The following is a 20,315-nucleotide window of genomic DNA, read 5'->3' as shown; positions in this document are numbered from 1 at the left end:
TAGGTTGAGGTTTTGTGAAACAATAAAAAAACAATGGGATTGGTCAGGGTTGATGACCAAAATGAATCTCTGACCACCAGCATGCCCCGTCCTAACTTGAAATTTTTCCTCGATTAATTTTATAACTTTCTTCGATTTGTAGGAGGAGTTTAGACTGAAGTAGTTCTGATATTCTGATTCATCATAAACAAAACGTAAATCCGATTCTACAGACCCATCAATCAATACTTTGACGGAATTCACTTGTGATAACTCCTCCCATAATTCGAAGATTGCGGGAAGAGTTAAGTATCCTGAGGAAATATAAATCTCTGATTGATTAGAAATTACTTTTTTTAATTCGTCTAAAAGGAGCGTGTCTTGGTTGTTAATCAGCTTCATTCACATCACTATTTTGGTCTCAAAAATTAATAAAAACCTAAAATAGCATTTTTCATCTTTTTAGGGCAATTCTATTTTATGATTGATAAAGATATCACCTATTTAGTTAGCTGTCTTGCCAGCTCAAATTCCTTCTCGAAAGGCATCTGAAGGTCCCCCAGTACCTCAGGCATGGCAATTGCCCAACTGACATAGTAAAAAGCCAGAAGTTTGTATCCAGAAAATGAAGTATTAGGAATCAGATTCAATTTGTACCCTTTTTTCTGAGGATTAATACCAGTTCTACCTAACATAGCTATTTCAAAGGCTATTTCCTTGACCTTATCGATTGACATGTTTTTGAAGTAGTTCAAAGCACCCACCATATACATGGCCACAGCCATATTGAGGTCCTTGCCTGCGTGCTGTTGTTTGAAAAGCTCCAGTTCAGCCGCTTCATCCTCTTCCAAGGTGGAATTTTGGAAAGGATCATTTTCGATCTGCTCCAAGATATCCTCTGCTGATTTGGTCAGAACAGATGGTTCGGAACTCGTTGTCTTTTCTTCTTCCAATCGAAAATACGCATCCAGCTCTAGGTCCTCGCCCCAATGCTGAACCAATTCGTATTCTTCCCCCGGCTTCTTATCAGTTCGATATTCGTTGAATTCTTCCCAGAAAGCATCTATCTGTTCCTGTTCAAAGGGTTTGACGGTATATGCCTTTTCCATTTTGATTCCATAGAGTGATTCAAAGTGTCTGGCAGATACCACGTTGAAAATTCGGCTTTTGGTGAGGATATCGGGAGGTGAAAGTTCGATGATTTTTGGATCATTGACTGCTTGGTGCGCTTCCAGATTCAGTTGATAGAGGGAAATAAACTGCACATAGCGCAATTCGGGAAACTGATTGAATAAATAATCCTCTATAAAGAGGTCTATTGGTGCATTGTACACCTGCCCAAGGATTCCATGGAACAAATCGTGCGAATATTTAGAAATGCTCGCCGCAGGTATTCCTCTTTTTTCCAGTTTTTTCAAGGATGTCTTGATGCTTCCCTTGAACTCTTCGAGTTTGCTGTCTTTCCCGATAAAGCGCATGTTTACGCCTTCTTGCCGAGCTTCCTCAGCTAGTTTGAGGTGGGTAAGTTCGTGTGCGATTAGATGGTCCGTATTAGGGTATTTTGGATTGGTTTTGACCAAGTGAAAATCTCGATTGTAATTTTCTGCAAACTCAACTTTTGCCGCTGTCGTGATCGTGGAATCCTCTTCAATTCTGACTTCCTTTCTTGTCAAGGTTTCGATTTCGTTGATGTAGTCAACGAGGGTTTCTTTTCCAATTTGTTGTTTGACGAGGGTATTGGCAGCTTCTAATGCAAGCTGGAGAGCTTTTTGATAAACTGGTCCATCTATCTTTTCTTCATTTTTAATCGTGTCAATTGCCAGTTCAAAAGCCTTTCTGAATTCCCCTTTCTCAAAATTCACCAAACCTAAGCCCAAGGTGATATGAGGAAATTTTGGATTTACTTTATAGGCTTTGGAGAGGAATTTTTCAGCTAACGTGAGTTTGCCCAATTGTAGGAATGTCCCTCCGATATTGTTTAAAGCGACATAATTATCCGGATCTGCTTCCATCACCTGGTCAAAGTAGGTCATAGCCGTATTCACATCTGAGAAATAGCGGATGTAAATATTTCCCATCAAGATCAAAGCCCAGTGATTTTTAGGGTCCCACTTGAGTGCTTCTATCAAGATATCAATTGCTTCCTGATAATTGCCTTCCTCTTCGTAGGTCTGCGCTAGGTTTCTATGATATTCACTAACCGTTGGATACCTGCTGATAAGTTCTTCTAATAGAGGACGCGCTTCTGAGAATCTTCCTTGTGCACATAAGTTTGTAGCCTTGGAAAAAACCTTCGGGTCTTCTTTTAATTGCTCTTTTGGAAATAGTACTTCAATGGTATCTGCTGAGAGTTTGATTTCCGGATTAAGTTTACTGTTATTGAAAAAAGTTTTCAATGCACCTAACACCTGTTCGTCATCATGAATATCGATAGAAGGAAAAAGCTTTTTTAGAAATTCAGAGCGTTGATAAAATATCTTCATTGGGGTCGGTCTCATGTATAATTATGCAATTGTAAAGATAGTCCTTAGCGCTTGGATGGACAAAAAATCAAATAAAACAAAAAACCCGAAGAGCTTAATCTAAAATTCCTATGATCCATCTTCCCATACTAGAGAAAGTGCGTGTTTTGCCATACTAATCAGGGTCTGTGCACTTAGTGACGTTCAACTTGACGTAGGTTTCTTTCTCCTTCGCATTTGAAGCTGTGACTTTGGAAATGATCATGATAAAACAATGATTTCATACACTGCCATCACCCAACTCCAAACCAGCTGTGCGTATCTGATTGAAAAAAGAGGTTTTGAAAGTTGGCAGATATAAAAAGTGCGCGTTACTTCCTCTCCTACAGGAAGGTAGAAGAGGACTTAACATACAAGTCTATTCTCCTTAGGAATACGTATGCCCTAAAACACTAAATCAATACGTACATAACCCACAAAATCATCGGATTCATGCTGTAGGAGCTTCAGGTACATGCCGGTAGGAGTGAAAAAGGCCTGGGAAGAGAGACGCCCGCCATCGAACTTTAGCTCGGCCAAAAGCGTAAATTGAGCATCAAATACCAAAAAACGACTGTCACGCCGCACCTTCTCTTCTTCACGCACCTCAGAAACAAGCACGTGTCGAAATACAAGCGAACGATATGGATCTTCCTGCAAGGAACCATAGCGACTGCTCTCGGGATTAGGTACAAAGTAAACCATGTCCCCCTGTTCCACTGCTTTTCCCTTTACGAAGTTCATCTTTGCAGCGGGAGCTGCAAAAACCCAATCTTCGCCCTCTTTCCCGATGCGCAACAAAGAGTCCGATGCCGCAAAAGAAATTACATGCATACCCGTAGCCTCCTGATAGAGATTGAAATAAGTGCCTAGCTCCACATCATCGGTAAACTCCTTATACCCAGTAGGAAATGAAAAGGTCTGTAAAGGCTGTACGCTGTCCCTCAGCATATCTACCTCCCAAATCCAAGGCAAAGGACGCAAGCTTTCCTCCTTAAGGATAAAAGGAATACGTGGTAACACAACGCGCTGCCGTGCCGAATCAAAATGCATGCTTTGACCTTTCAGTGTAGTGAAAATGCTGTGCGGTAAATCGCTTTCCTGCGGAAAGGGTATGCGCTTAATCACCTTACCTGAATAATTAAGTTGAATCAACTCCTTGGGACTGTTTAGCACCAAGAAAAATTCAGAAGTAAATAGACTTCCATAACTAAAAGGACCAATGCCGTCTGGCCCTTCTTTATCCAAAGGAGTTTTGCGCAAAGGAGCTAAAGCAGGATAGGGGACCTGTAGCAGCTCCCCCTGGTTTATGGCAAAAAGCGCTGATGCGGTAGGAACATAATGCCACTTAGCTGGCAGCGCTGCGGTTTGCGCGTCTTTTTCTAAATAAACCGTATCTTGTATAAAATCAACTAAATGACCATAAAAAACATCCCGGCTTTTCTGCCCGTCCTTGGAGGAACAGGCAAAAAGAATATAAAAGGACAGCAAAAAGGTAATGCCGCATAAATAAAAACTACCTGGTTTCATGTAGGTAATATACAGAAAAAGCCAGAGATACAAAACGTTTCAGTCTACCATGCAGCAAGAGTGAAGTAGGAAGAGATGGTGTCAGGATAGTTAAAACAGCCAAGCATTTTGCTATGGCTTTTACTTTCCGAAATCCAATTTAATACGTTGAAAACCGAGCTCATCCTCCACGTTAATATCTGACCATAGATGTTAAGCGTGTAAAATGCGAAAAAGTGTTGCCACTTTCAAACCCTTTTAGAGAAATCGCACTACTTTTTTGGTTATAAATAACTGAATAAGAATTCGTTCTCAGTGTTGCTAATCCGTGATTTTTTCGAACAGCAGCTCCGCACCGCCTTGCAATAAGGTGAACTGACCCACCTCGGGTTGGAAAATAAGGGTGATCCCGGCCGGCTCAAATTTAAAAACATGCCCCTCGTAGGCCACCATCGGAATGGCACTTTGGCCCGTGGCCTGCGTAAATAAGGTCCCCGCTTCTGCCGTCACCGTGATGGTCAAAGGAAAGTTTTCACTCCCATACACGCCCACATAGGCCTCCAAGGTTTGCTGGCTGGGCTTGATCTTGCGCTCCTCCTGGATAGGCTCGCCATACAGGGCCCGCCGCATCGGGCGAACGGGTAGCGTGGTGCTCGGCAAACTGTTGTTGGAAAGCAAAATAAGCGCTTTGTCGGTGTCCAAGTGGCGCTCTATGTACGTGGTGAAGCCAGCCCAGCCCCCAGCATGGAAAGCGATTTTACCGAAAACAGGGTCCTCTTCCACGAACCAGCCCAAGCCATACGGATGCTTCTCCCCATCTGCCGTTCGCGCCGTCGTATAGAGCAGGTCCCGGTTTGTAGCGTCCAACCAGTCGCCTTCCCGCAGCGCCCGATCCCATAGGTAGAGATCGCCCACCGTGCTAGTGACCATACCGTCGCCCACGATACCGTCGAGGAAATAGGTGAAAAAATCCTTTCCCAGCTCCGCAGTAGTTACCTTTTGACCATCGGTGCCCAGGCCATAGCCGAGGGCCTTATTTGGCATTTCTCTGGGCGCATAGAAACGTTGGTAAACAGTAGTTTGGGCCATGCCCAAAGGCTGAAACAACTCCTCCTCCAAAAATTCCCCAAAAGAACGACCGGAAACCCGCTCGATCACGGAGGCGAGCAAGACGTAGCCGGTATTGCTGTACGCAAAATCTGTCCCCGGAGGAAAGTCCAGCGGCACCTGCTGTTCCTCAAAATACTGAATCAGCGTCTCGTTGGTCACAAACTCCACATCAGGGGCCTTCTCGGCCAGTGGCTCGATGTAGTCAGGCAGGCCACTGGTATGCTGTAACAGTTGGAGCAGCGTAATGTCCCCATAAAATGCCAGCTCGGGGATAAAAGTCGCCAACGTCTGTTCATAGGTCAGCTTCCCTTGCTGCTGGAGCAGCACGATGCCCATGGCAGTAAACTGCTTGGATACGGAGGCGAGCTCAAAGCGTGTGTCGGGCATTAACGGGCGACGCTCGGGCTCTTCTGCCCAGCCGAAACTCTTCTGGTACACGATCTCTCCCTGGTCGATGAGCAACACATTGCCATTAAATGCTTCTACCTCTAAAAGATTCGCAAACAAGCTATCGAGGGTAGCTTCTGGAAAAGGATCTTGAGCAAAAACCGGCCGCTGGGCCAGCAGGAAAAGGCCTATAAGGCACCCGATGAGCAAGTGAGCTAAGCGCATATAAAATGGAGAAATGACATTAATTATTTACAAAAGATAAAATTACCGCCAATTTAGGACCTCACCAAAAAATACGCTAACATTCTGTCGGGTAGGAAGGTTGATAGGCTATGGAAGCATACGCCACCTTTACCCCCCTTATGCAGGGAATTGTCCTGATCCGTTTTACTGGCGCGGCAGGAACGAAAGAAAATTTCGAAAACTATCTCCAAGAGACCCTTGCCCTTTATGCCGAAAAGCAGCCGCTTTGCCTCTTGTTCGACGCCAGCCAGGCCAGCATTCCCGGAACCGCCCTCCAAAAAATGCAGGCCGACTGGTTGAAAACCCATGAGGACTTGATGCAGCGCTACTGTCGGGGAACGGCCTATGTCATCCGAAACACCCTGGTGCGGACTGTTTTGAAAGCGATTTTTGCGCTTCAGCGCCAACCCGTCCCCTATGCCCTCTTCAAGACGAATGAAGAGGCCCTTACTTGGTGCGAGCAGCGCATGGGGGCAGACTCCTCCGAGACAATGACGCCTTCCTAAGCAGGATTCTTTGGGAGGAAATGGACTTTTGGCAGGGATTTTGGGCCTTTTTTGTGTAAATTACGTACACCTTTCAAAGAATTGTTCCATTTTAAAACCCAAAACCATGCAAACAAACTCTTTTCCGCAAGTAGGGGTATGGCTTGACCAAGCCAAGGCCCGCATCTTTAAATATGAAAATGGTCAGGCGGAACTGTACGAAATCGTGGACTCACCGGTAGAAACCGTTAAACGTATTCCCGGAGAAGAGCCCGATACCACCCGCTTTAGCACGAACAACGAGCACATTTCTAATAATGAATACCGGAAAAATAACATCACCCAAAATGAAATTAACGAATACCTGAAGTTGCTGGAGCAAAAGCTGGTACCTTATGAGGACATTTTGATTTTCGGGCCTGGCAAGTTTAAAGACCAGTTCATTAACCATATAAAGGAGAATAAAACCTTCGGAAAGAAGTGGATCGCCGTAGAATCTGCGGACCAGATGACTGCCAATCAGCTTTTGGCCTTCGTGCGCGATTTCTTTAATAAGTCCGTGCCCGATCGCCCTTAATTTTCAGCGAAGGCCGCCTGTTGGGGATTCCCTAGCAGGCACATCGCAGGCTTACCAATCCTCGTCTTCCTCTTCACCAGGGGCTGACGAGGATTTTTTTTGTGCCGGCTCCTCCGGGCTCGGATAGGGAAGGGCAGCTCCGGAATTAGGCGCTAGAAACGCGTCACTTTTTAGCCCTTTTTTCGAGAGGCCGAGGGCATCCGCATGAGTTGGAAAATACCTGAGCTCCGGGTAGCGGGCTTGCGCCCAAATGTCATCCAAATAGGCAAAACCAGGCTTTTCCACGGTAGCATCTAGCAGGCGAAGGCGTGCATCCTCCTTGGTAAAGCTGGCGCCCTGCCCAAAAAAATGTGGGAGCAACAAGGCGGAGCAGTGAAAGGCTATGCGGTCCACCCGATATAGCGCCTCATAATGCGCCATGCGAGCATGAATTTCTATCAGAAACCGCTGCGTTTCGGCTAGACGTATCCGCGAGCCAGCCCGCGACTTCCCTTTGGTTTTCAAATGCTTAAGCTGGCTTTTCCCCTGCTTTTTACGTACCATATAAGCCCGGAAAACCTTGTGGTCGAGGAGCGTATCTCCTTCATAAAAAGCGGTTAAGGCCTGGCCGGACTGGATGTAGCAGAGGGCCACATGCACATCGTGCTCCTGCTGGAGGTTAAGCCCTTTCCAAGACTGGGCGATGCCCGGGCGCAACTTGGCTAGGCGCTGCTGCCCCTGATAGACTTCCAGCAGCATACTTTTCTCCGGGCGATGCAGCGACAGCCCCGCCTGCTTTTTCCAGTGCTCCACCAGCCTCAGGGCCTCCTGTTCTGAGATCCGAATCCTCTCCATAAGGGGTAAAGATACCAAAAATAGTGCTGGGGAATTCAGACGAAAGGCCTACCTTTGCAAAAAAAAGATGCGAGACTTATCCTACTACATCGCCAAAATCACCGATCCAAACGAAGAGGAGGCCTATTTTTTTGCCGACAGAATCGGACAGCTCGGAACACCCGAAGCCCTGCAGGCGATGGTGGACCTCTTGCATCAGGAAGATGAGGCCCTGCAGTACCTGGCCGCACGCGCCCTGAGTGGGATGGAAGATAATGCCGCCGCCTTAGAACCCCTCATGACCCTTATCTTAGCTCCAGAAAACAAGCAGCGAAACGGGGCATTAGTAGAAGCCTTAGAGGGATTTGACCTAAGTGAACATTTCGTAGAAGTGGTACGCATTTATTTGTTTGGCAACTTCAAAGCCAGCCGTTTAGCCAAAAACTATTTGGATTATACTGATTTTTCGATTAGTCCAAGAATGATTAAAAAAGCAAAGAAACACCTCAGTCATTTCCTCAATAACAGCAATCAAACATTGGCCGATGAGGCCGAAAAAGCCGCCGAGGTAGGGGCCATAATCGCCGAATTAGAGGACATGTTCCGTGCCGACTAAAACAAATTAAAACCATGGGGGTTAAGAAGCAGTTCATCCTCACCTTTAATCCCCTATGGATCAGATAGAAGACTTCCTAACCGACTTTGGCTTTCACTACGATAAAGAGATAGAGGCTTTTACCAAGCCCAGTGCCTACGGCAAGCAGGTGGTGCTCCACCACTACATCAAAAGCGACTCCTACAGTTATTTAGAATTTCACCTTGGCATCCGCGTGAAAGAGGTAGAAGAGACCATTTACACCTTTTTGCCCAGCTTTCACCAGTACCGCCAAAAAAGCTTCACCTACATCAGCCCGCTTGATCATGTAGATGCCCAAATGCCCCGCCGCCAGTTTATTAATCACCCAGGAGAGCTCGCCTTGCATTATGACAAGTTCGAGCGCTTTATGGTGCATCAAGGCTTTCGCTGGCTGGACCGCCATGAGGAACCCGAGGTGCTGACACCGATCTTTTTGGAAAAAATTCACCTCAACTTACAGATGCAGGCCTATGTCAACAAAGCCTGCCGGGCCTTAACCTTGGCGGCGATGTGCGCACCTGAGGATTTCCACCAGGTGAAGGAGCAGTATTTGGAGCAGCTGAAGCGGAATAGGACCCCGGTGATCCAGCTGAAACAGTTTGATTCTTTACACAAGCATCTCACAGAAAAGCATTTTCTCTACCAGGTGCGCTAGGCCCGTCCGGGACCAAAGAGCAAATTGCGGCAGGGTATCCGAAAAACATGCAGCCCCCAACAGGGCGGAGGCTGCATGTTTTATTTAGAGGGCCTTGGCTTGGCGCCACGCATGGGAGCGGCCTGCAAAGGATCCTCGGGCCAGGCGTGCTTGGGGTAACGCTGGCGCAATTCTTTTCGCACCTCAAAATAGGTTTCCGCCCAAAAGCTTCGCAGATCCTTCGTCAGCTGAACCGGCTTGAAACCCGGTGACAGCAGCTCCAACACCAAAGGTAATTTTCCCTCCAGAAGAGTAGGCGTCTCCAGCTGCCCGAACATTTCCTGCAGACGTACGCGGAGATGCGGCACCTCCCCATCCTCCCGATACGTGAGGGGGATGGCGGCGCCGGTGGGCACCAAGATGGACTTTGGCGCCAGCCGATCCAAGACCTGCTGCTGCTCATAGGGAAGCCATGCCAGCAGCACCTGCTCCAGCTCAATCGCCTGCAGGGCCTTGGCATCACGCACCTGAGTCAGGTAGGGCCGCAGCCAGTCCAGATCTCCTGCCAACAGCGTGTCGGGCCGTAGATCCGGCCATTTTTCTCCCTGCTGACAGCGCAGAAAATAGAGGCGTAGAATAAACTGCATGACGTTTTCGTCCCAGTTGAGAAGCGCCTTCCCTCTTTTACGAAGCTCTGGAAGCAGCACCTCCCAGACCTCATCATCTGTATAATCCGCTGTAGGTGTTCGCTTTAACTCGATGGCGCCCAAGCGCAAAACGAGATGCGCTTGCACCTTTTCTTCCTCTCGGTTCCACTGAAGACGTTTACTTTCACGTAAGAAATCCTTAAGATCCGCAGGGTTTAGCGGTGCAGCAGAAAAGACTTTTCCGACTCGCTCCCGAGGATTTACTTCCCCGATGGCCAGCCAAGCCTGGAAGGCCATGTCGTCATGGCCGGGGATTTGGGCCAAGGTGCCATTCGCCAGCTGAAAATGTCCCTTGCGCTGGGGAAGTTGGCAGGCGATGCGCTCTGGAAAAGCATAGGCGAGCAGGAGGCCCACCTGGTAGGGGTCGGGCGGCTTCTGGTTGGTTTTCACTCCCAAATGCCGGGCATACTGCTGAGCGACCTTCTCCAGTTTGCTGAAATTCCGAAGGCCATCGGGCTTTTTTTGGCTTCGCAAACGATACCAAGCCTCGAGACGCAGCGTGATATCCACGCTCCCCAGTTGCGGCAGCGGATCTTTTTCTTCCAAAAGTGCCGCTAGATCCACCCCTAAGGAACCGATACCCAAGCGTTTGGCCTGCAGGAGCAGCTGAGCCAGTCGAGGAGGGGCGGGTACGGCCAAAAGCTGACGGCCATGTGGGGTCAGCCTTGTGCCTTTTACCGCTTCCCAAGCTTCCAGCAGCTCCCAAGCCTGATAAATGGCTTTTTTCGGCGGGGGACTCAGCCAAGGCAAGCTAAAGGGGTCTTGCACACCAAAATCCAATAAAAGCAGCAGTAGGGCGCTTAAATCTGCCGTCTCTATTTCCGGTTGGCGAAATGCCTGCATGCGCAACTCACTGGCCTTCGACCAGAGGCGGTAGCAATGCCCGGGCCCCAAGCGACCGGCTCTTCCCGTACGCTGCGTGGCGGCATCTAAAGACACTGGAATCGTCACCAGCCGATTCAGGCCAGACTGTCCATCGTAAACGGCCTGTCGATTACGCCCTCCATCGATCACGATGCTGACACCCTCTATGGTGAGGGAGGTTTCAGCGATGCTCGTCGCGACCACGATTTTTCTTTTACCCCCTGGATGAGGCAGGAGAGTTTGCTGCTGTGCAGCCAGGTTCATCATGCCATACAAAGGTTTTATGGCTACTTCCTGCCGATTTACTTCAGCATGTAGGGCAGCACAACAGGCCTCTATCTCTGCTTTTCCGGGTAAAAAAATGAGGAGGTCACCTTCCTGTTCCTGCATAGCGCGAAGTGCGGTGGCGGCAGCGGCCTGCGGCAAAAGCTCCGGTACTACATCGCCGATGTAGTGAATTTCCACAGGATACATTCGGCCCGGAACATCCAGTACGGGAGCCTCCAGCAGGGCAGATAGCGCCTGAAAATCCATGGAAGCAGACATGAGTAAAAGCCGCAGATCAGGCCGAAGCAGTTGCTGTGCCTCCCGGGAAAGAGCCATGGCCAGGTCGGCTTGTAAATTGCGCTCATGAAACTCATCGAAGATGACCAGGCCAACTTCCTCGAGCGCATTGTCGTTCTGCAACATCCTCCCGAGGACCCCTTCGGTGACCACGAGTAGCCGTGTTTTCTCACTTGACCTTCGTTCAAATCGGATCGCGTAACCTACCGTACCGCCCAGAGGTTCCCCTAAAAGGGAAGCGAGCCGTTCGGCGATGGCTTTGGTAGCCAGTCGTCGGGGTTCGAGCATAACAATTTTTTTACCCTCCAACCAGGGGGCATCTAGCAGCGCGAGGGGAACCACTGTACTTTTTCCAGCACCGGGTGGCGCATGTAAAATGAGGTTGGGATGGGTGGCTAGGGCCTGTTGGATTTGCCCTAGCGCACCCGAAATGGGCAATTCAGGTAAACGGATCTCCATGCATTTAGATATGGACCCAAGCGTCTTTCTTAGCGCTTTCCACGATTTTTTCACAAATGATTAATTCCCGCAGGCCAGCGGCAAAGTCCGGATATTGTCCTTCTTGCGGTTGTCCTGCACGAATGGCCGCATAGACCTCCTTAAAGAGTTGCTTCGAGGTATCGGGAAAACCCTCATTATGCCCACCCGGGAATGAAATGAGTTGTCCCGCCGCAGGTTCTGCCAGTGCAGGATCTTTTAGCAGGTGGCCATTGGCTGTCTCCCGCTTGCCGATCCAGAGCTCATTAGGGCGCTCCGAGTTCCATTCTAGGTTGGCCTTCGAGCCTGCGATTTCGATATTGAGGCGATTTTTTCTTCCTGCATGTACCTGGCTGACCGTCACGGAACCCTTGGTGCCATTCGTAAAGCGCAGCAGCACAGTGGCATGGTCTTCAGTATGGATGGGCACCTCTTCGTAATCCTCTGGCTGCAAGCTTTTTCCGCTATACGTTTCGATCGCCTTTAGCGGCTTAAAGCGCGTCTTATGCACAGTAGAGAAGTCCGCCATGACGGCACTTAAGGAAAGCCCGGTCACATATTCGGTGATGTCTAGTAGGTGGCTTCCGATATCCGCGATGGCGCGTGAGTCGCCCGATTTATCTGGCTCCAGGCGCCAGTTATAGTCTGTCTGCAGGAACAACCAGTCCTGGAGGTAGGAGCCGAGCACGGCAAAAATCTCACCCAGCTCTCCTTTTTCGCGCAAGGCTTTCATCTGGCGCACCATCGGGTAGTAGCGTAAGTTAAAATGTACAGCATGGATGAGCCCCTTTTCCTTAGCGATAGCCAAAAGCTCTTCCGCCTCTTCCGCACGATTTGCTAGGGGCTTTTCGCAGATCACGTGCTTGCCTGCTAAGAGCGCAGCCTTCGACTGAGGGTAATGGAGAAAGTTGGGCGTACAAATATGGACCACATGGATGTCTGGATCCTGCAGCATGTCTTCGAAAGAATAGGCGCGAGGAATGCCCAGCTGGGCTGCTTTTTCAGCAGCCAGTTCGGGGCTCGCTTCGCAAAGTCCCAGTACCTGCACATACGGAATACGGCGTAGGGCCTCCAGGTGAGCGGGGCCTATAAATCCAGTGCCCACAATGGCGGCATTAATAGTGTCGGTTTTTTTCATGGTTAGGATAGGTTTAATAGGCTAAATATACGGCTTTTCCTTTATTTAGGGCTGTTTTCACAGCAAATCCTTTCCTGCCCGTCCAGCGGGGCAGCAGCTCAGCATCTTTCTGTTTCTCCACGAATGGGGATAAGCCGTTTGGGGGGCTAGCTGGCCCTTAGCAGCTTATTGAGGATGTCCTATAAAAAAAAGCCCGGCCGTAGCCAGGCTTTAGGAAGTAAATGACCCTAAACGGAAGTGGCTGCCGAAGCTGCCACTTGCTTAAGCTGAAAAATCCATTTTGGATAAAGGGAGGCGACGCACCCGCTTGCCTGTAGCCGCGAAAATGGCATTTGTAAAGGCAGGAATGGCGGGGGGCAGGCCCGGTTCTCCCAAACCAGTCGGCGGGTACGGTGTGTCGAGGAACTTGGTCTCGATCTGCACTGGGGCATCGCGGAGCATGGCTAGCCGGTAGGCATTGAAATTTTGTTCGGCCACTTTCCCCTCTTTGAGCGTCAGCTCACCGAAGAGCGCATGCCCGATACCGTCCACGATACCCCCTTCGATCTGGTTTTCTGCTCCCGAAAGGTTCACCACCTGGCCACAATCCACCGCAGCATAGACTTTTACAATCTTGGGCTTGTTGTTGACCATTTCGATTTCAACGACCTCGGCCACATAACTCATAAACGAGTAGTGCGCGGCAAAACCCTGAAAACGAGGGCCTCCGGAACGGTTATTGTCCCACTTGCTCATCTGCGCTACCGCTTCGATAACGCCTTTATAGCGCTTCGGGTCATAGTTGAGCTCACCCACAGGATTGGCGATGGCTCGGTCCAGGAGCTCCAGCTGCAGCTGCAGGGGGTCCTTTCCAGCAGCGTGGGCACATTCGTCGAGGAAGCTTTGCTCTGCCCAGCAGACGATATTGTGGTTGGGCGCACGCCAAGGCGCTGTGGTGACGTTACTGGAGAGATTATGATCGTCGATACGGAAATTTTCTAAGGTACCCGCCGGAAAGCTGGGCCCGAGAGAAGCTCTACGGCTGTTGAGTGCAGCAGCAGAAAGATGCCAGGCTTGGATCTGGCCCGCATCGGAAATTTTCGCTTTGTAGCGATAGCGCCCATTCGGACGGTACATGCCGGCCTGCATATCGTCTTCGCGCATCCAAACGAGCAGCACCGGCTCTTGTGCAGCAGCAGAAATTTGCGCAGCTTCCAAGGTAAAATCTGCCATCAGGCGACGACCGAAGCCACCGCCCATACGGCTCAGTCCTATTTCGATGTTTTCTGCTGGTATACCCAGCACACGGGCTACTTCGGCGTGTGTACGGGCAGGCGTCTGCACGGGCCCATACAGATAGGCCCGATCTCCTTTCACATCAGCGAAAAAGTTCATGGGCTCTAGCGTGGCATGGGGGAGGAGAGGCGCCTCATACAAGGCCTCCAGCACAGTACCATTAGCCAGCTGCTCTTCGGGATTCCCATCCTTTCGGGTAGGCCTTTCGGCCAAAGTCTCCGTCAGCGCGGCCATCGTTTTTTCTTGCTCGGCACTGCTTTCTGCAGGGCTATCGGTTACCCAGTCAATTTTCAAGGCATCGCGTCCTTTTTTTGCTGTCCAGGTATTTTTGGCCAATACGGCCACCACATCGCCTGCTTGCACCACCTTATGTACTCCGGGGATGGCTTCCGCTGCGCTGGCATCGAAGGACCCCAACTTGAGCCCGAAGGCGGGAGGACGGGCCACAACTGCCATGTACATCCCCTCGGTTCTGTAGTCTAGGCCAAAAAGTGGCTTTCCAGTTAAAATCGCCGGGTTGTCCACATTTTCGATACGCTTCCCGATGAGGCGGAAATCTTTTTTCTCCTTAAGTCTGATGTTCTCGGGCACGGGCAACTTCGCAGCCTCAGCCACAAGATCGGCATACGCTAAGGACGGACTTCCCTTGGGGTGGATCACCTTGCCGGCCTGGGTGGTACATGCTTCAGGCGAAACACCCCACTTTTGGGCGGCAGCCTGCACGAGCATCAGCCGTGCTGTAGCTCCCGCCTTCCGGGTTTCTTCCCAGCGATTGCGCACCGAGCCACTCCCGCCAGCGATCTGCACTCCGAACTTCTTGGCATCGAAGTGTGCTTGTTCCACCTTGATGCTATTCCAGTCCAGGTCCATCTCTTCTGCCAGCAGCATGGGCAAGGCCGTTTTCACGCCCTGTCCGATTTCTGGATTGGGAGCCAAAAGGGTGATTTGGCCGTCGGCCGTCAATTTAATATAGGCATTCGGGATAAAGTCGGTGGCAGCTACTGCTTCACTTTTGCCTACGAAAGGAAAGCCGATGAGAAGACCTCCTCCCAGCAAGCTCGTGACCTTTAAAAAGTCCCGGCGGGCTATTTTTCCTACTCCTTCCATGCATTACCTCCTTTCTCAGCTGCCAGTGCTACGGCCTTGCGAATCCGCGTATAAGTGCCGCAGCGGCAAATGTTAAACATACCATTTTCGATGTCCGTGTCTGTTGGATTCGGGGTTCGCTTCAGGAGTGCTACCGCCTGCATCACTTGCCCCGCTTGGCAGTAACCGCACTGGGCCACATCCACCTCGCGCCAAGCCAGCTGCACGGGATGATCTCCCTTTTCACTGATGCCTTCGATGGTGGTGACGCTCCGCTGGCCGATCGCCGAAACTGGGAGGGAGCAAGAGCGTATCGCAGTATCATCAAGGTGAATCGTGCAGGCGCCACACTGGGCCACACCGCAGCCGTATTTGGTGCCCACCAGCTGCAGCTCATCACGCAGCACCCATAGGAGGGGCATTTGCGGGTCTACATCGACCTCATGCTGCTTGCCGTTAATGTTCAAGGTGAATTTTGCCATATGGAATTGGGTTTATGGTCTGTTACGTATTTCTTTTACTTTTTTCGCGCTTATCGTGCCGCCTTCATTTCCCCAGCTGTTCAAAATGTAATTCATTACATCGGCCACCTCTTGATCCTCCAGATGGGCCTGTGCGGGCATGGGCATATCATAGGTTTCCCCATTAACCACGATCTCCTCTGCCTGTCCGTTTAGGATGATGCGTACGGCACGCTCCGGATCCTCTAGGAGGTAATCGGCTTGCGCCAAAGGAGGGAAGGTGCCTGCCATTCCTTTGCCATCCGCCATGTGGCAGGAACTGCAAGAACGTCCGTAGATAACTTCTCCGCGTGCCTTACTGGCCGCCAAATCATCCTGCTGCGATAACGCTAAGGAAAACAGTTGCAGCACAACGAAGGCGCTGACCACGAGGGATTTTGTTAGCATATAAAGATGTATATAGATTCAGATTTTAACTTAGGCCTTCAACTTTTTGCCCAGTAGGGATGTTTAACCACTAAAGGTCTAGAATAGCCGTTTGTCTAAAATCGGGTGAAAACAGGCCTTAAGATAGGGCTTTTGGCTTATTTTAACAAACTTTCCTAGCGTTTCAGGACGCTGGCTTTCGCAAATTCCAACTCCCACATGCTGTATTTAGATTACAATGCCACTACGCCTCTCGATGAAGAAGTCCTCGACGGTATGTTGCCGTACTTTCGGACGCATTTCGCAAATCCCGCCTCGGCGCTGCATGGTGCCGGCTGGCTCGCAGCAGATGCGGTGGAAGAAGCGCGCATGCGCTTAGCGCTGGCAAGTGGCTTGGAAGCAGATGGCTTTTCTTTTCATGGCAGTGCTACAGAGGCGCTAAACGTCATGCTACTGGGCTTCGATGCCGCACATGCTAGGCAAAAACGACACTATCTGGTCAATCCCACGGAACATAAGGCCGTGCTGGCCTGTGTGGAACAGCTTAAGTTGAACGGTGCCGATATTACATACATACCTGTGGATAAGGAAGGTAAGCTGCATTTGAATCAAGTTCAAGATTGTATACTACCCCATACCCGTGCATTGATTTGTATGGCAGCGAATAATGAGACAGGGTGGATTTATCCATTGGAAACCTTGGCTGAACTCGCCCGTGAACGAGGTTTGGCACTCCTTACTGATGCCGCCCAAAGCTTCGGGAAAATAGAGTTGAATTACGGTCAACTCTCCGCGTGTGTTTTTTCAGCGCATAAATTTTACGGACCGAAAGGTGTTGGAGCTCTTTACTTAGCAGAAGAGCTGCGCCCACTTTATAAGTCTTTCCGTCTGCTACATGGGGGAAATTCGGCCCCTATCTACGGTGCGGGAACTGCGGCCGTGCCCCTTTTGGTGGGGATGGGACTCGCGGCATGGAAGGCTAGAAGCTATCCCGAGCGCTACGCTGCGCATATTCGACCGCTACGTTTGGAATTGGAAGCAGGTATACGGAAGCATTTTCCAGCGGCTCATATCCATAGCCATCGGGAAGGTCTTCCCCATGTGTGCCATGGTAGCTTTCCAGGATATGCTGTAGCCGATTTTTTTCAGCGGACAGGGCACATATTGGCCCTTAGTAGTGGTGCTGCCTGCAGCAGTGGGCAGCGATTGCGTCCCTCGCATGTGCTTTTGGCCGTAGGCCAAAGCGAGGAAGCGGCAACAAAAGGGATCCGTTTTTCTCTCGGATTAGAGACTCAGTCTGCAGACATCACGCACTGTTTGGCGCTTTTGGCGGATCATTTACGCCCCTTAACTGCCCGTATGGAGGCGTAAGAGCGCCTGATAGTCGGCTGGAGTATCGATGTCTGTGCCCGCCTCGGGTAAGTCAAGGGTCAGACAAGCTTCTGGGTATTTGGCCGCGATCCCTTTGGCCCCATGGGCCCCATCTAAGCGCAAAAGCGCATCGAAAAAACGTGCTGGAAAGAGGCAAGGAGGACCCGTTTCACCGGAGAAAGCGCTCTGAATAATCTTACCCGGATTTTGTAGGGCTAGCTCCACGAGAGCTTCTAGATGTGGGCGCTCGATCAGAGGCTGGTCGGCCAGTGCGATGAGCACATAATCCAAGTGGTTTCCCTGAAGTAATAGTTCAAGGCCATAGGAGAGGGAGTGGCCCATGCCTCGGGACCAGTTGGCATTCACGGCAACTTGAAAATCCTGCCAATGCGTTTGTTTGGATATTTCCTCTTGATGGGCTCCGAGCACTACAAGTCGCGCCTCAGCAGAGAGGCTTTGATAGACATTAATGCTGTGTTGGATCAGGGTGAGGGTCTGGTAGGGCAGAAGCTGTTTTACGCCGCCGTTCATGCGGCTTCCAGCGCCTGCTGCCAAGAGTAAAATACCGATTTGAGGTGTTTGCATGCGATTATCCTAAGACATGTTTGTGTATGGGTCCTTCTATGTCTTTAAGATGTTTCGGCGCCATTTGTTTGCGTACCGCAAGGATTTCTGCGCAAACCGCTAAGGCAATTTCCGCTGGCCCTTCTGCTCCCAGTTGCAGGCCGATCGGCGCATATGCAGCGGCTGCCTGTTGGTACACATCTTCGGGCACTTCATCGGCACGAAGGGCATCCAGCATTTTTACAAACTTTTTTTTCGGTCCCAGCATGCCGATGTAGCGATAGGGCTGCACGGGTAAGGCAGCCAAGAAATTTTTTTCTTGGGTAAAATTATGACTCATCAGCAGGAGGGCATCTTCCGGACGTAGCAGCGTATAAGGAAAAGTGTCCGCTGTGATGAGTTGGGTCTGCACAGCTTCGGGGAATCGTCCAGGGCGCAGATAGTATTCTCGATCGTCCAAAAGCAGGAGATCCCAGCCTAGTAGGAGGGCCTGTTGGGCCAAAAGCTGCACGTCATTTCCTGCTCCAAGGACGACCAGTCGCTGCGGTTTGGGGATATATTGAAGAAAAAAGTGGTGCTGGGAAAGGTTACAGCGAAGGTTGCGCTGGAGCAAAGTGGCCTCCTCACATTGGGATATAAACAGCTGACCTTCTTCTTGCTGTATAAATTGACTGCTGGTTAAAATAGAAGTCACTTCCTCGATCTGGAGCGCATTAGCGGCAATCGGCAAGTGGGTACCGGCATGTTTTTTAGCCAGCGGCTGTGGGTCATAGCCGGTGCAGAGCAGGACTGCATCGGGGCTGTCTAGGGTTTGCTGTAGGGCTTCGATTGGAGTTGGTGTGGTGCGTAGAATAGGTTCTACCAAGACGTGAATCAGGCCATTACAACCCAGTCCAGCGCCAAAATTTTTCGTATCCTCCTGGCGCGTATCATACACGAGCAGGGAAGGACGCTGTTTTAAAATAGCTGTGCGTGCTTTTTTTAGTGCATCGCCTTCGAGGCAACCGCCCGAGATGGCGCCTGCAAAGTCTCCATCTTCAGCTACGAGCATGCGGGCACCGGGTCTACGGTAGGCGGAACCTGCTACGTCGACGACGGTGGCGAGTGCGCAGCGCTTGCCGGCTGCGGTAAAGGTGGTGTAAGCGTTTAAAATGGCTTTTATTTCGTGTAACATGGGGAATAATCGGCTGGCGAATCCTTAATTTCGGTAAGATAACGCTTGTTTTGGGCAATTTTGTTTGCGCACGCTTTTTTTCTCGCTCAGTACTGCTTTATTTTAAACCATGAAAGCGCAATCTTTGAGTGAATTAAAAAAAGAGTTGAAGTTGATGGACGAAGCACAACTTCGAGAGACCGTAGAGGCTTTATTGCGGTTTGAGACTAGTAACAAACTCTTTATATCTTATTATTTTCAGCGGCGTTATGAGCCACAGGCTTTTGTTCAGGATGCTTGTGCGTTTATCAGTGAGCAGTTTTCGGGGAGTAATTTTTCCAACTATCATACGGCTCGAAAAAGCATCGTCAAGGTCCGGAATAAGTTGACCAAAACCCTGCGCATGACCAAAGACCCTGTGGAGCAGTTGGAGTTGATCCTACACTTTTGTGAGGAGATGCTGCGTTATGATTTACTTCGTTTTTATGCCCGACAGGTGGATAATGTTTATGCTACGCAGGTGCGTAAGTGCACGCGGCTTTTTGAAAAAATCCATGAAGACCTGCAGTACGACTATGAGGAGCGCTTAGCTGACTTAGAGCATGCGATGGAGCTTTGATTTTCGCCTTAAAATTGGAATTTATCCCTATTTTTCGTACATTTGTTAAAATTTTTTAACTTATTAAGTTAAGACGGATGCTTGGTGGCGCAAGTGTGTTCAGGATCCTCAGGGTTTGGGGATATTTTTAGCTTGTATCATATAAAATTAAATGCATGTCAAAAAGCAGGGAGACCTTCAGTAAAAAAGAAAAGGAAAAAAAGAAATTAAAGAAAAAGCAACAGAAAGTTGAGAAGCGAGCAGAACGTCAGGAAGCCAAGGCAGAGCGCGGCAGTGTAAGTTTAGATGAGATGTTGGTGTATGTAGATGAATTTGGCAACTTTACAGACACGCCACCAGACGAGACGAAGCCGAAGAAGAAGATCGACCCGAATGACATTCATGTGAGTACCCCTGCGGGCAGTGCTGCTGGTCAGCGTGAGCAGCGCACAGGCAGGGTCAATTACTTTAATCCAATGAAAGGCTACGGTTTTATCGTAGATCAATTAACGAGTGAGAAGTATTTCTTTCACGTCAACGACTGTGTGGAAGAGGTAACGGCGAACGATTTAGTTTATTACGATACAGCGAAGACGCCACGTGGTGTGAGTGCTGTAGGCGTAAGTTTAGTAAGTTCCAAGAAATAAACGGTTTTCTTTAGAAGATGCCGCTGTGCAAACAAGGCATCAAAAAGTAAAACTGTTGGTTGAAAAAGCCGCAGTACAAGGGTAATGCGCCCAGACACGAAAAGAT

The 20,315-nt window shown here is 49.8% G+C and carries 19 protein-coding genes; 7 read left to right on the top strand and 12 right to left on the bottom strand.

Features of this window, described 5'->3' with window-relative positions; translation table 11 throughout:
• The 4 genes from ACXIT9_RS13955 to ACXIT9_RS13940 form a co-directional block, all read right to left on the bottom strand.
• Nucleotides 1-381 (bottom strand): hypothetical protein (locus tag ACXIT9_RS13955; protein ID WP_458056858.1); only part of this gene is annotated, 381 nt, incomplete at its 3' end.
• 98 nt (nt 382-479) lie between these two features.
• Nucleotides 480-2,462, bottom strand: coding sequence for a tetratricopeptide repeat protein (locus ACXIT9_RS13950; RefSeq protein ID WP_458056857.1), 1,983 nt, complete (start codon nt 2,460-2,462; stop codon nt 480-482).
• Between the two features lie 423 nt (nt 2,463-2,885).
• Entirely contained in the window at nt 2,886-4,010 is a 1,125-nt protein-coding gene (locus ACXIT9_RS13945) for a DUF4221 family protein (RefSeq protein WP_458056856.1), read from the bottom strand.
• A 300-nt stretch (nt 4,011-4,310) separates the two neighbouring features.
• Nucleotides 4,311-5,711 carry a serine hydrolase domain-containing protein gene (locus ACXIT9_RS13940; protein WP_458056855.1) on the bottom strand — a complete coding sequence of 467 codons (1,401 nt, stop codon included), beginning with the start codon at nt 5,709-5,711 and terminating at the stop codon, nt 4,311-4,313.
• 110 nt (nt 5,712-5,821) lie between these two features.
• Between ACXIT9_RS13940 and ACXIT9_RS13935 the strand changes: the two genes are divergently transcribed.
• Nucleotides 5,822-6,238: an STAS/SEC14 domain-containing protein gene (locus ACXIT9_RS13935; protein WP_458056854.1), complete on the top strand. Its 417-nt coding sequence runs from the start codon at nt 5,822-5,824 to the stop codon at nt 6,236-6,238.
• Nucleotides 6,239-6,344: 106 nt separating this feature from the next.
• A complete protein-coding gene (locus tag ACXIT9_RS13930) occupies nt 6,345-6,794 on the top strand; it encodes a hypothetical protein (RefSeq protein ID WP_458056853.1) in 450 nt (149 codons plus the stop codon).
• A gap of 51 nt (nt 6,795-6,845) precedes the next feature.
• Here the strand turns inward: ACXIT9_RS13930 and ACXIT9_RS13925 are convergent, their stop codons facing one another.
• Nucleotides 6,846-7,628 (bottom strand): hypothetical protein, encoded by a 783-nt coding sequence (locus ACXIT9_RS13925; RefSeq protein WP_458056852.1) that lies wholly within the window; start codon nt 7,626-7,628, stop codon nt 6,846-6,848.
• Between the two features lie 67 nt (nt 7,629-7,695).
• Between ACXIT9_RS13925 and ACXIT9_RS13920 the strand changes: the two genes are divergently transcribed.
• Both ACXIT9_RS13920 and ACXIT9_RS13915 read left to right on the top strand, forming a co-directional pair.
• Nucleotides 7,696-8,223: a HEAT repeat domain-containing protein gene (locus ACXIT9_RS13920; protein WP_458056851.1), complete on the top strand. Its 528-nt coding sequence runs from the start codon at nt 7,696-7,698 to the stop codon at nt 8,221-8,223.
• 55 nt (nt 8,224-8,278) lie between these two features.
• Complete coding sequence (locus ACXIT9_RS13915; RefSeq protein WP_458056850.1) at nt 8,279-8,899, top strand: hypothetical protein; 621 nt, start codon at nt 8,279-8,281, stop codon at nt 8,897-8,899.
• Nucleotides 8,900-8,979: 80 nt separating this feature from the next.
• Here the strand turns inward: ACXIT9_RS13915 and hrpB are convergent, their stop codons facing one another.
• The 5 genes from hrpB to ACXIT9_RS13890 all read right to left on the bottom strand — a co-directional run bounded on the left by hrpB (nt 8,980) and on the right by ACXIT9_RS13890 (nt 15,897).
• Complete coding sequence (gene hrpB / locus ACXIT9_RS13910) at nt 8,980-11,472, bottom strand: ATP-dependent helicase HrpB (RefSeq protein ID WP_458056849.1); 2,493 nt, start codon at nt 11,470-11,472, stop codon at nt 8,980-8,982.
• Between the two features lie 4 nt (nt 11,473-11,476).
• Complete coding sequence (locus tag ACXIT9_RS13905) at nt 11,477-12,628, bottom strand: Gfo/Idh/MocA family protein (RefSeq protein ID WP_458056848.1); 1,152 nt, start codon at nt 12,626-12,628, stop codon at nt 11,477-11,479.
• A gap of 261 nt (nt 12,629-12,889) precedes the next feature.
• Nucleotides 12,890-15,010 carry a molybdopterin cofactor-binding domain-containing protein gene (locus ACXIT9_RS13900; RefSeq protein ID WP_458056847.1) on the bottom strand — a complete coding sequence of 707 codons (2,121 nt, stop codon included), beginning with the start codon at nt 15,008-15,010 and terminating at the stop codon, nt 12,890-12,892.
• Nucleotides 14,998-15,471 carry a (2Fe-2S)-binding protein gene (locus ACXIT9_RS13895; RefSeq protein ID WP_458056846.1) on the bottom strand — a complete coding sequence of 158 codons (474 nt, stop codon included), beginning with the start codon at nt 15,469-15,471 and terminating at the stop codon, nt 14,998-15,000. The genes ACXIT9_RS13900 and ACXIT9_RS13895 overlap by 13 nt, the downstream gene beginning before the upstream one ends.
• A 12-nt stretch (nt 15,472-15,483) precedes the next feature.
• A complete protein-coding gene (locus ACXIT9_RS13890) occupies nt 15,484-15,897 on the bottom strand; it encodes a c-type cytochrome (RefSeq protein ID WP_458056845.1) in 414 nt (137 codons plus the stop codon).
• 198 nt (nt 15,898-16,095) lie between these two features.
• Between ACXIT9_RS13890 and ACXIT9_RS13885 the strand changes: the two genes are divergently transcribed.
• Complete coding sequence (locus tag ACXIT9_RS13885; protein ID WP_458056844.1) at nt 16,096-17,247, top strand: cysteine desulfurase family protein; 1,152 nt, start codon at nt 16,096-16,098, stop codon at nt 17,245-17,247.
• Here the strand turns inward: ACXIT9_RS13885 and ACXIT9_RS13880 are convergent.
• Both ACXIT9_RS13880 and ACXIT9_RS13875 read right to left on the bottom strand, forming a co-directional pair.
• Nucleotides 17,224-17,832, bottom strand: a complete 609-nt coding sequence (locus ACXIT9_RS13880) for a nucleotidyltransferase family protein (RefSeq protein ID WP_458056843.1) — start codon at nt 17,830-17,832, stop codon at nt 17,224-17,226. The two genes, ACXIT9_RS13885 and ACXIT9_RS13880, sit on opposite strands and share 24 nt — an antisense overlap.
• 4 nt (nt 17,833-17,836) lie before the next feature.
• Nucleotides 17,837-18,985, bottom strand: a complete 1,149-nt coding sequence (locus tag ACXIT9_RS13875) for an XdhC family protein (protein WP_458056842.1) — start codon at nt 18,983-18,985, stop codon at nt 17,837-17,839.
• A gap of 109 nt (nt 18,986-19,094) precedes the next feature.
• On the opposite strand from ACXIT9_RS13875, the gene ACXIT9_RS13870 reads away from it, so the two are divergent.
• Together ACXIT9_RS13870 and ACXIT9_RS13865 are read left to right on the top strand one after the other, a co-directional pair.
• Nucleotides 19,095-19,583, top strand: a complete 489-nt coding sequence (locus tag ACXIT9_RS13870) for a hypothetical protein (RefSeq protein ID WP_458056841.1) — start codon at nt 19,095-19,097, stop codon at nt 19,581-19,583.
• Between the two features lie 155 nt (nt 19,584-19,738).
• Complete coding sequence (locus tag ACXIT9_RS13865; protein WP_458056840.1) at nt 19,739-20,209, top strand: cold shock domain-containing protein; 471 nt, start codon at nt 19,739-19,741, stop codon at nt 20,207-20,209.
• Nucleotides 20,210-20,315: the final 106 nt, after the last annotated feature.

The sequence above is a fragment of the Nitritalea sp. genome (assembly GCF_054166705.1).
Note: the sequence above shows the minus strand (reverse complement) of the source record. Positions and strands in the feature narration are given on the sequence as shown.

Excerpts from the sequence above, each read along its gene's own strand:
- ACXIT9_RS13925 (WP_458056852.1), bottom strand. The coding sequence starts at position 7,628 with ATGGAGAGGATTCGGATCTCAGAACAGGAGGCCCTGAGGCTGGTGGAG.
- ACXIT9_RS13885 (WP_458056844.1), top strand. The coding sequence starts at position 16,096 with ATGCTGTATTTAGATTACAATGCCACTACGCCTCTCGATGAAGAAGTC.
- ACXIT9_RS13930 (WP_458056853.1), top strand. The coding sequence starts at position 6,345 with ATGCAAACAAACTCTTTTCCGCAAGTAGGGGTATGGCTTGACCAAGCC.
- ACXIT9_RS13905 (WP_458056848.1), bottom strand. The coding sequence starts at position 12,628 with ATGAAAAAAACCGACACTATTAATGCCGCCATTGTGGGCACTGGATTT.
- ACXIT9_RS13935 (WP_458056854.1), top strand. The coding sequence starts at position 5,822 with ATGGAAGCATACGCCACCTTTACCCCCCTTATGCAGGGAATTGTCCTG.
- ACXIT9_RS13920 (WP_458056851.1), top strand. The coding sequence starts at position 7,696 with ATGCGAGACTTATCCTACTACATCGCCAAAATCACCGATCCAAACGAA.
- ACXIT9_RS13950 (WP_458056857.1), bottom strand. The coding sequence starts at position 2,462 with ATGAAGATATTTTATCAACGCTCTGAATTTCTAAAAAAGCTTTTTCCT.
- ACXIT9_RS13875 (WP_458056842.1), bottom strand. The coding sequence starts at position 18,985 with ATGTTACACGAAATAAAAGCCATTTTAAACGCTTACACCACCTTTACC.
- ACXIT9_RS13880 (WP_458056843.1), bottom strand. The coding sequence starts at position 17,832 with ATGCAAACACCTCAAATCGGTATTTTACTCTTGGCAGCAGGCGCTGGA.
- ACXIT9_RS13870 (WP_458056841.1), top strand. The coding sequence starts at position 19,095 with ATGAAAGCGCAATCTTTGAGTGAATTAAAAAAAGAGTTGAAGTTGATG.
- ACXIT9_RS13900 (WP_458056847.1), bottom strand. The coding sequence starts at position 15,010 with ATGGAAGGAGTAGGAAAAATAGCCCGCCGGGACTTTTTAAAGGTCACG.
- ACXIT9_RS13945 (WP_458056856.1), bottom strand. The coding sequence starts at position 4,010 with ATGAAACCAGGTAGTTTTTATTTATGCGGCATTACCTTTTTGCTGTCC.
- ACXIT9_RS13940 (WP_458056855.1), bottom strand. The coding sequence starts at position 5,711 with ATGCGCTTAGCTCACTTGCTCATCGGGTGCCTTATAGGCCTTTTCCTG.
- ACXIT9_RS13865 (WP_458056840.1), top strand. The coding sequence starts at position 19,739 with ATGTCAAAAAGCAGGGAGACCTTCAGTAAAAAAGAAAAGGAAAAAAAG.
- ACXIT9_RS13895 (WP_458056846.1), bottom strand. The coding sequence starts at position 15,471 with ATGGCAAAATTCACCTTGAACATTAACGGCAAGCAGCATGAGGTCGAT.
- ACXIT9_RS13890 (WP_458056845.1), bottom strand. The coding sequence starts at position 15,897 with ATGCTAACAAAATCCCTCGTGGTCAGCGCCTTCGTTGTGCTGCAACTG.
- ACXIT9_RS13915 (WP_458056850.1), top strand. The coding sequence starts at position 8,279 with ATGGATCAGATAGAAGACTTCCTAACCGACTTTGGCTTTCACTACGAT.
- hrpB (WP_458056849.1), bottom strand. The coding sequence starts at position 11,472 with ATGGAGATCCGTTTACCTGAATTGCCCATTTCGGGTGCGCTAGGGCAA.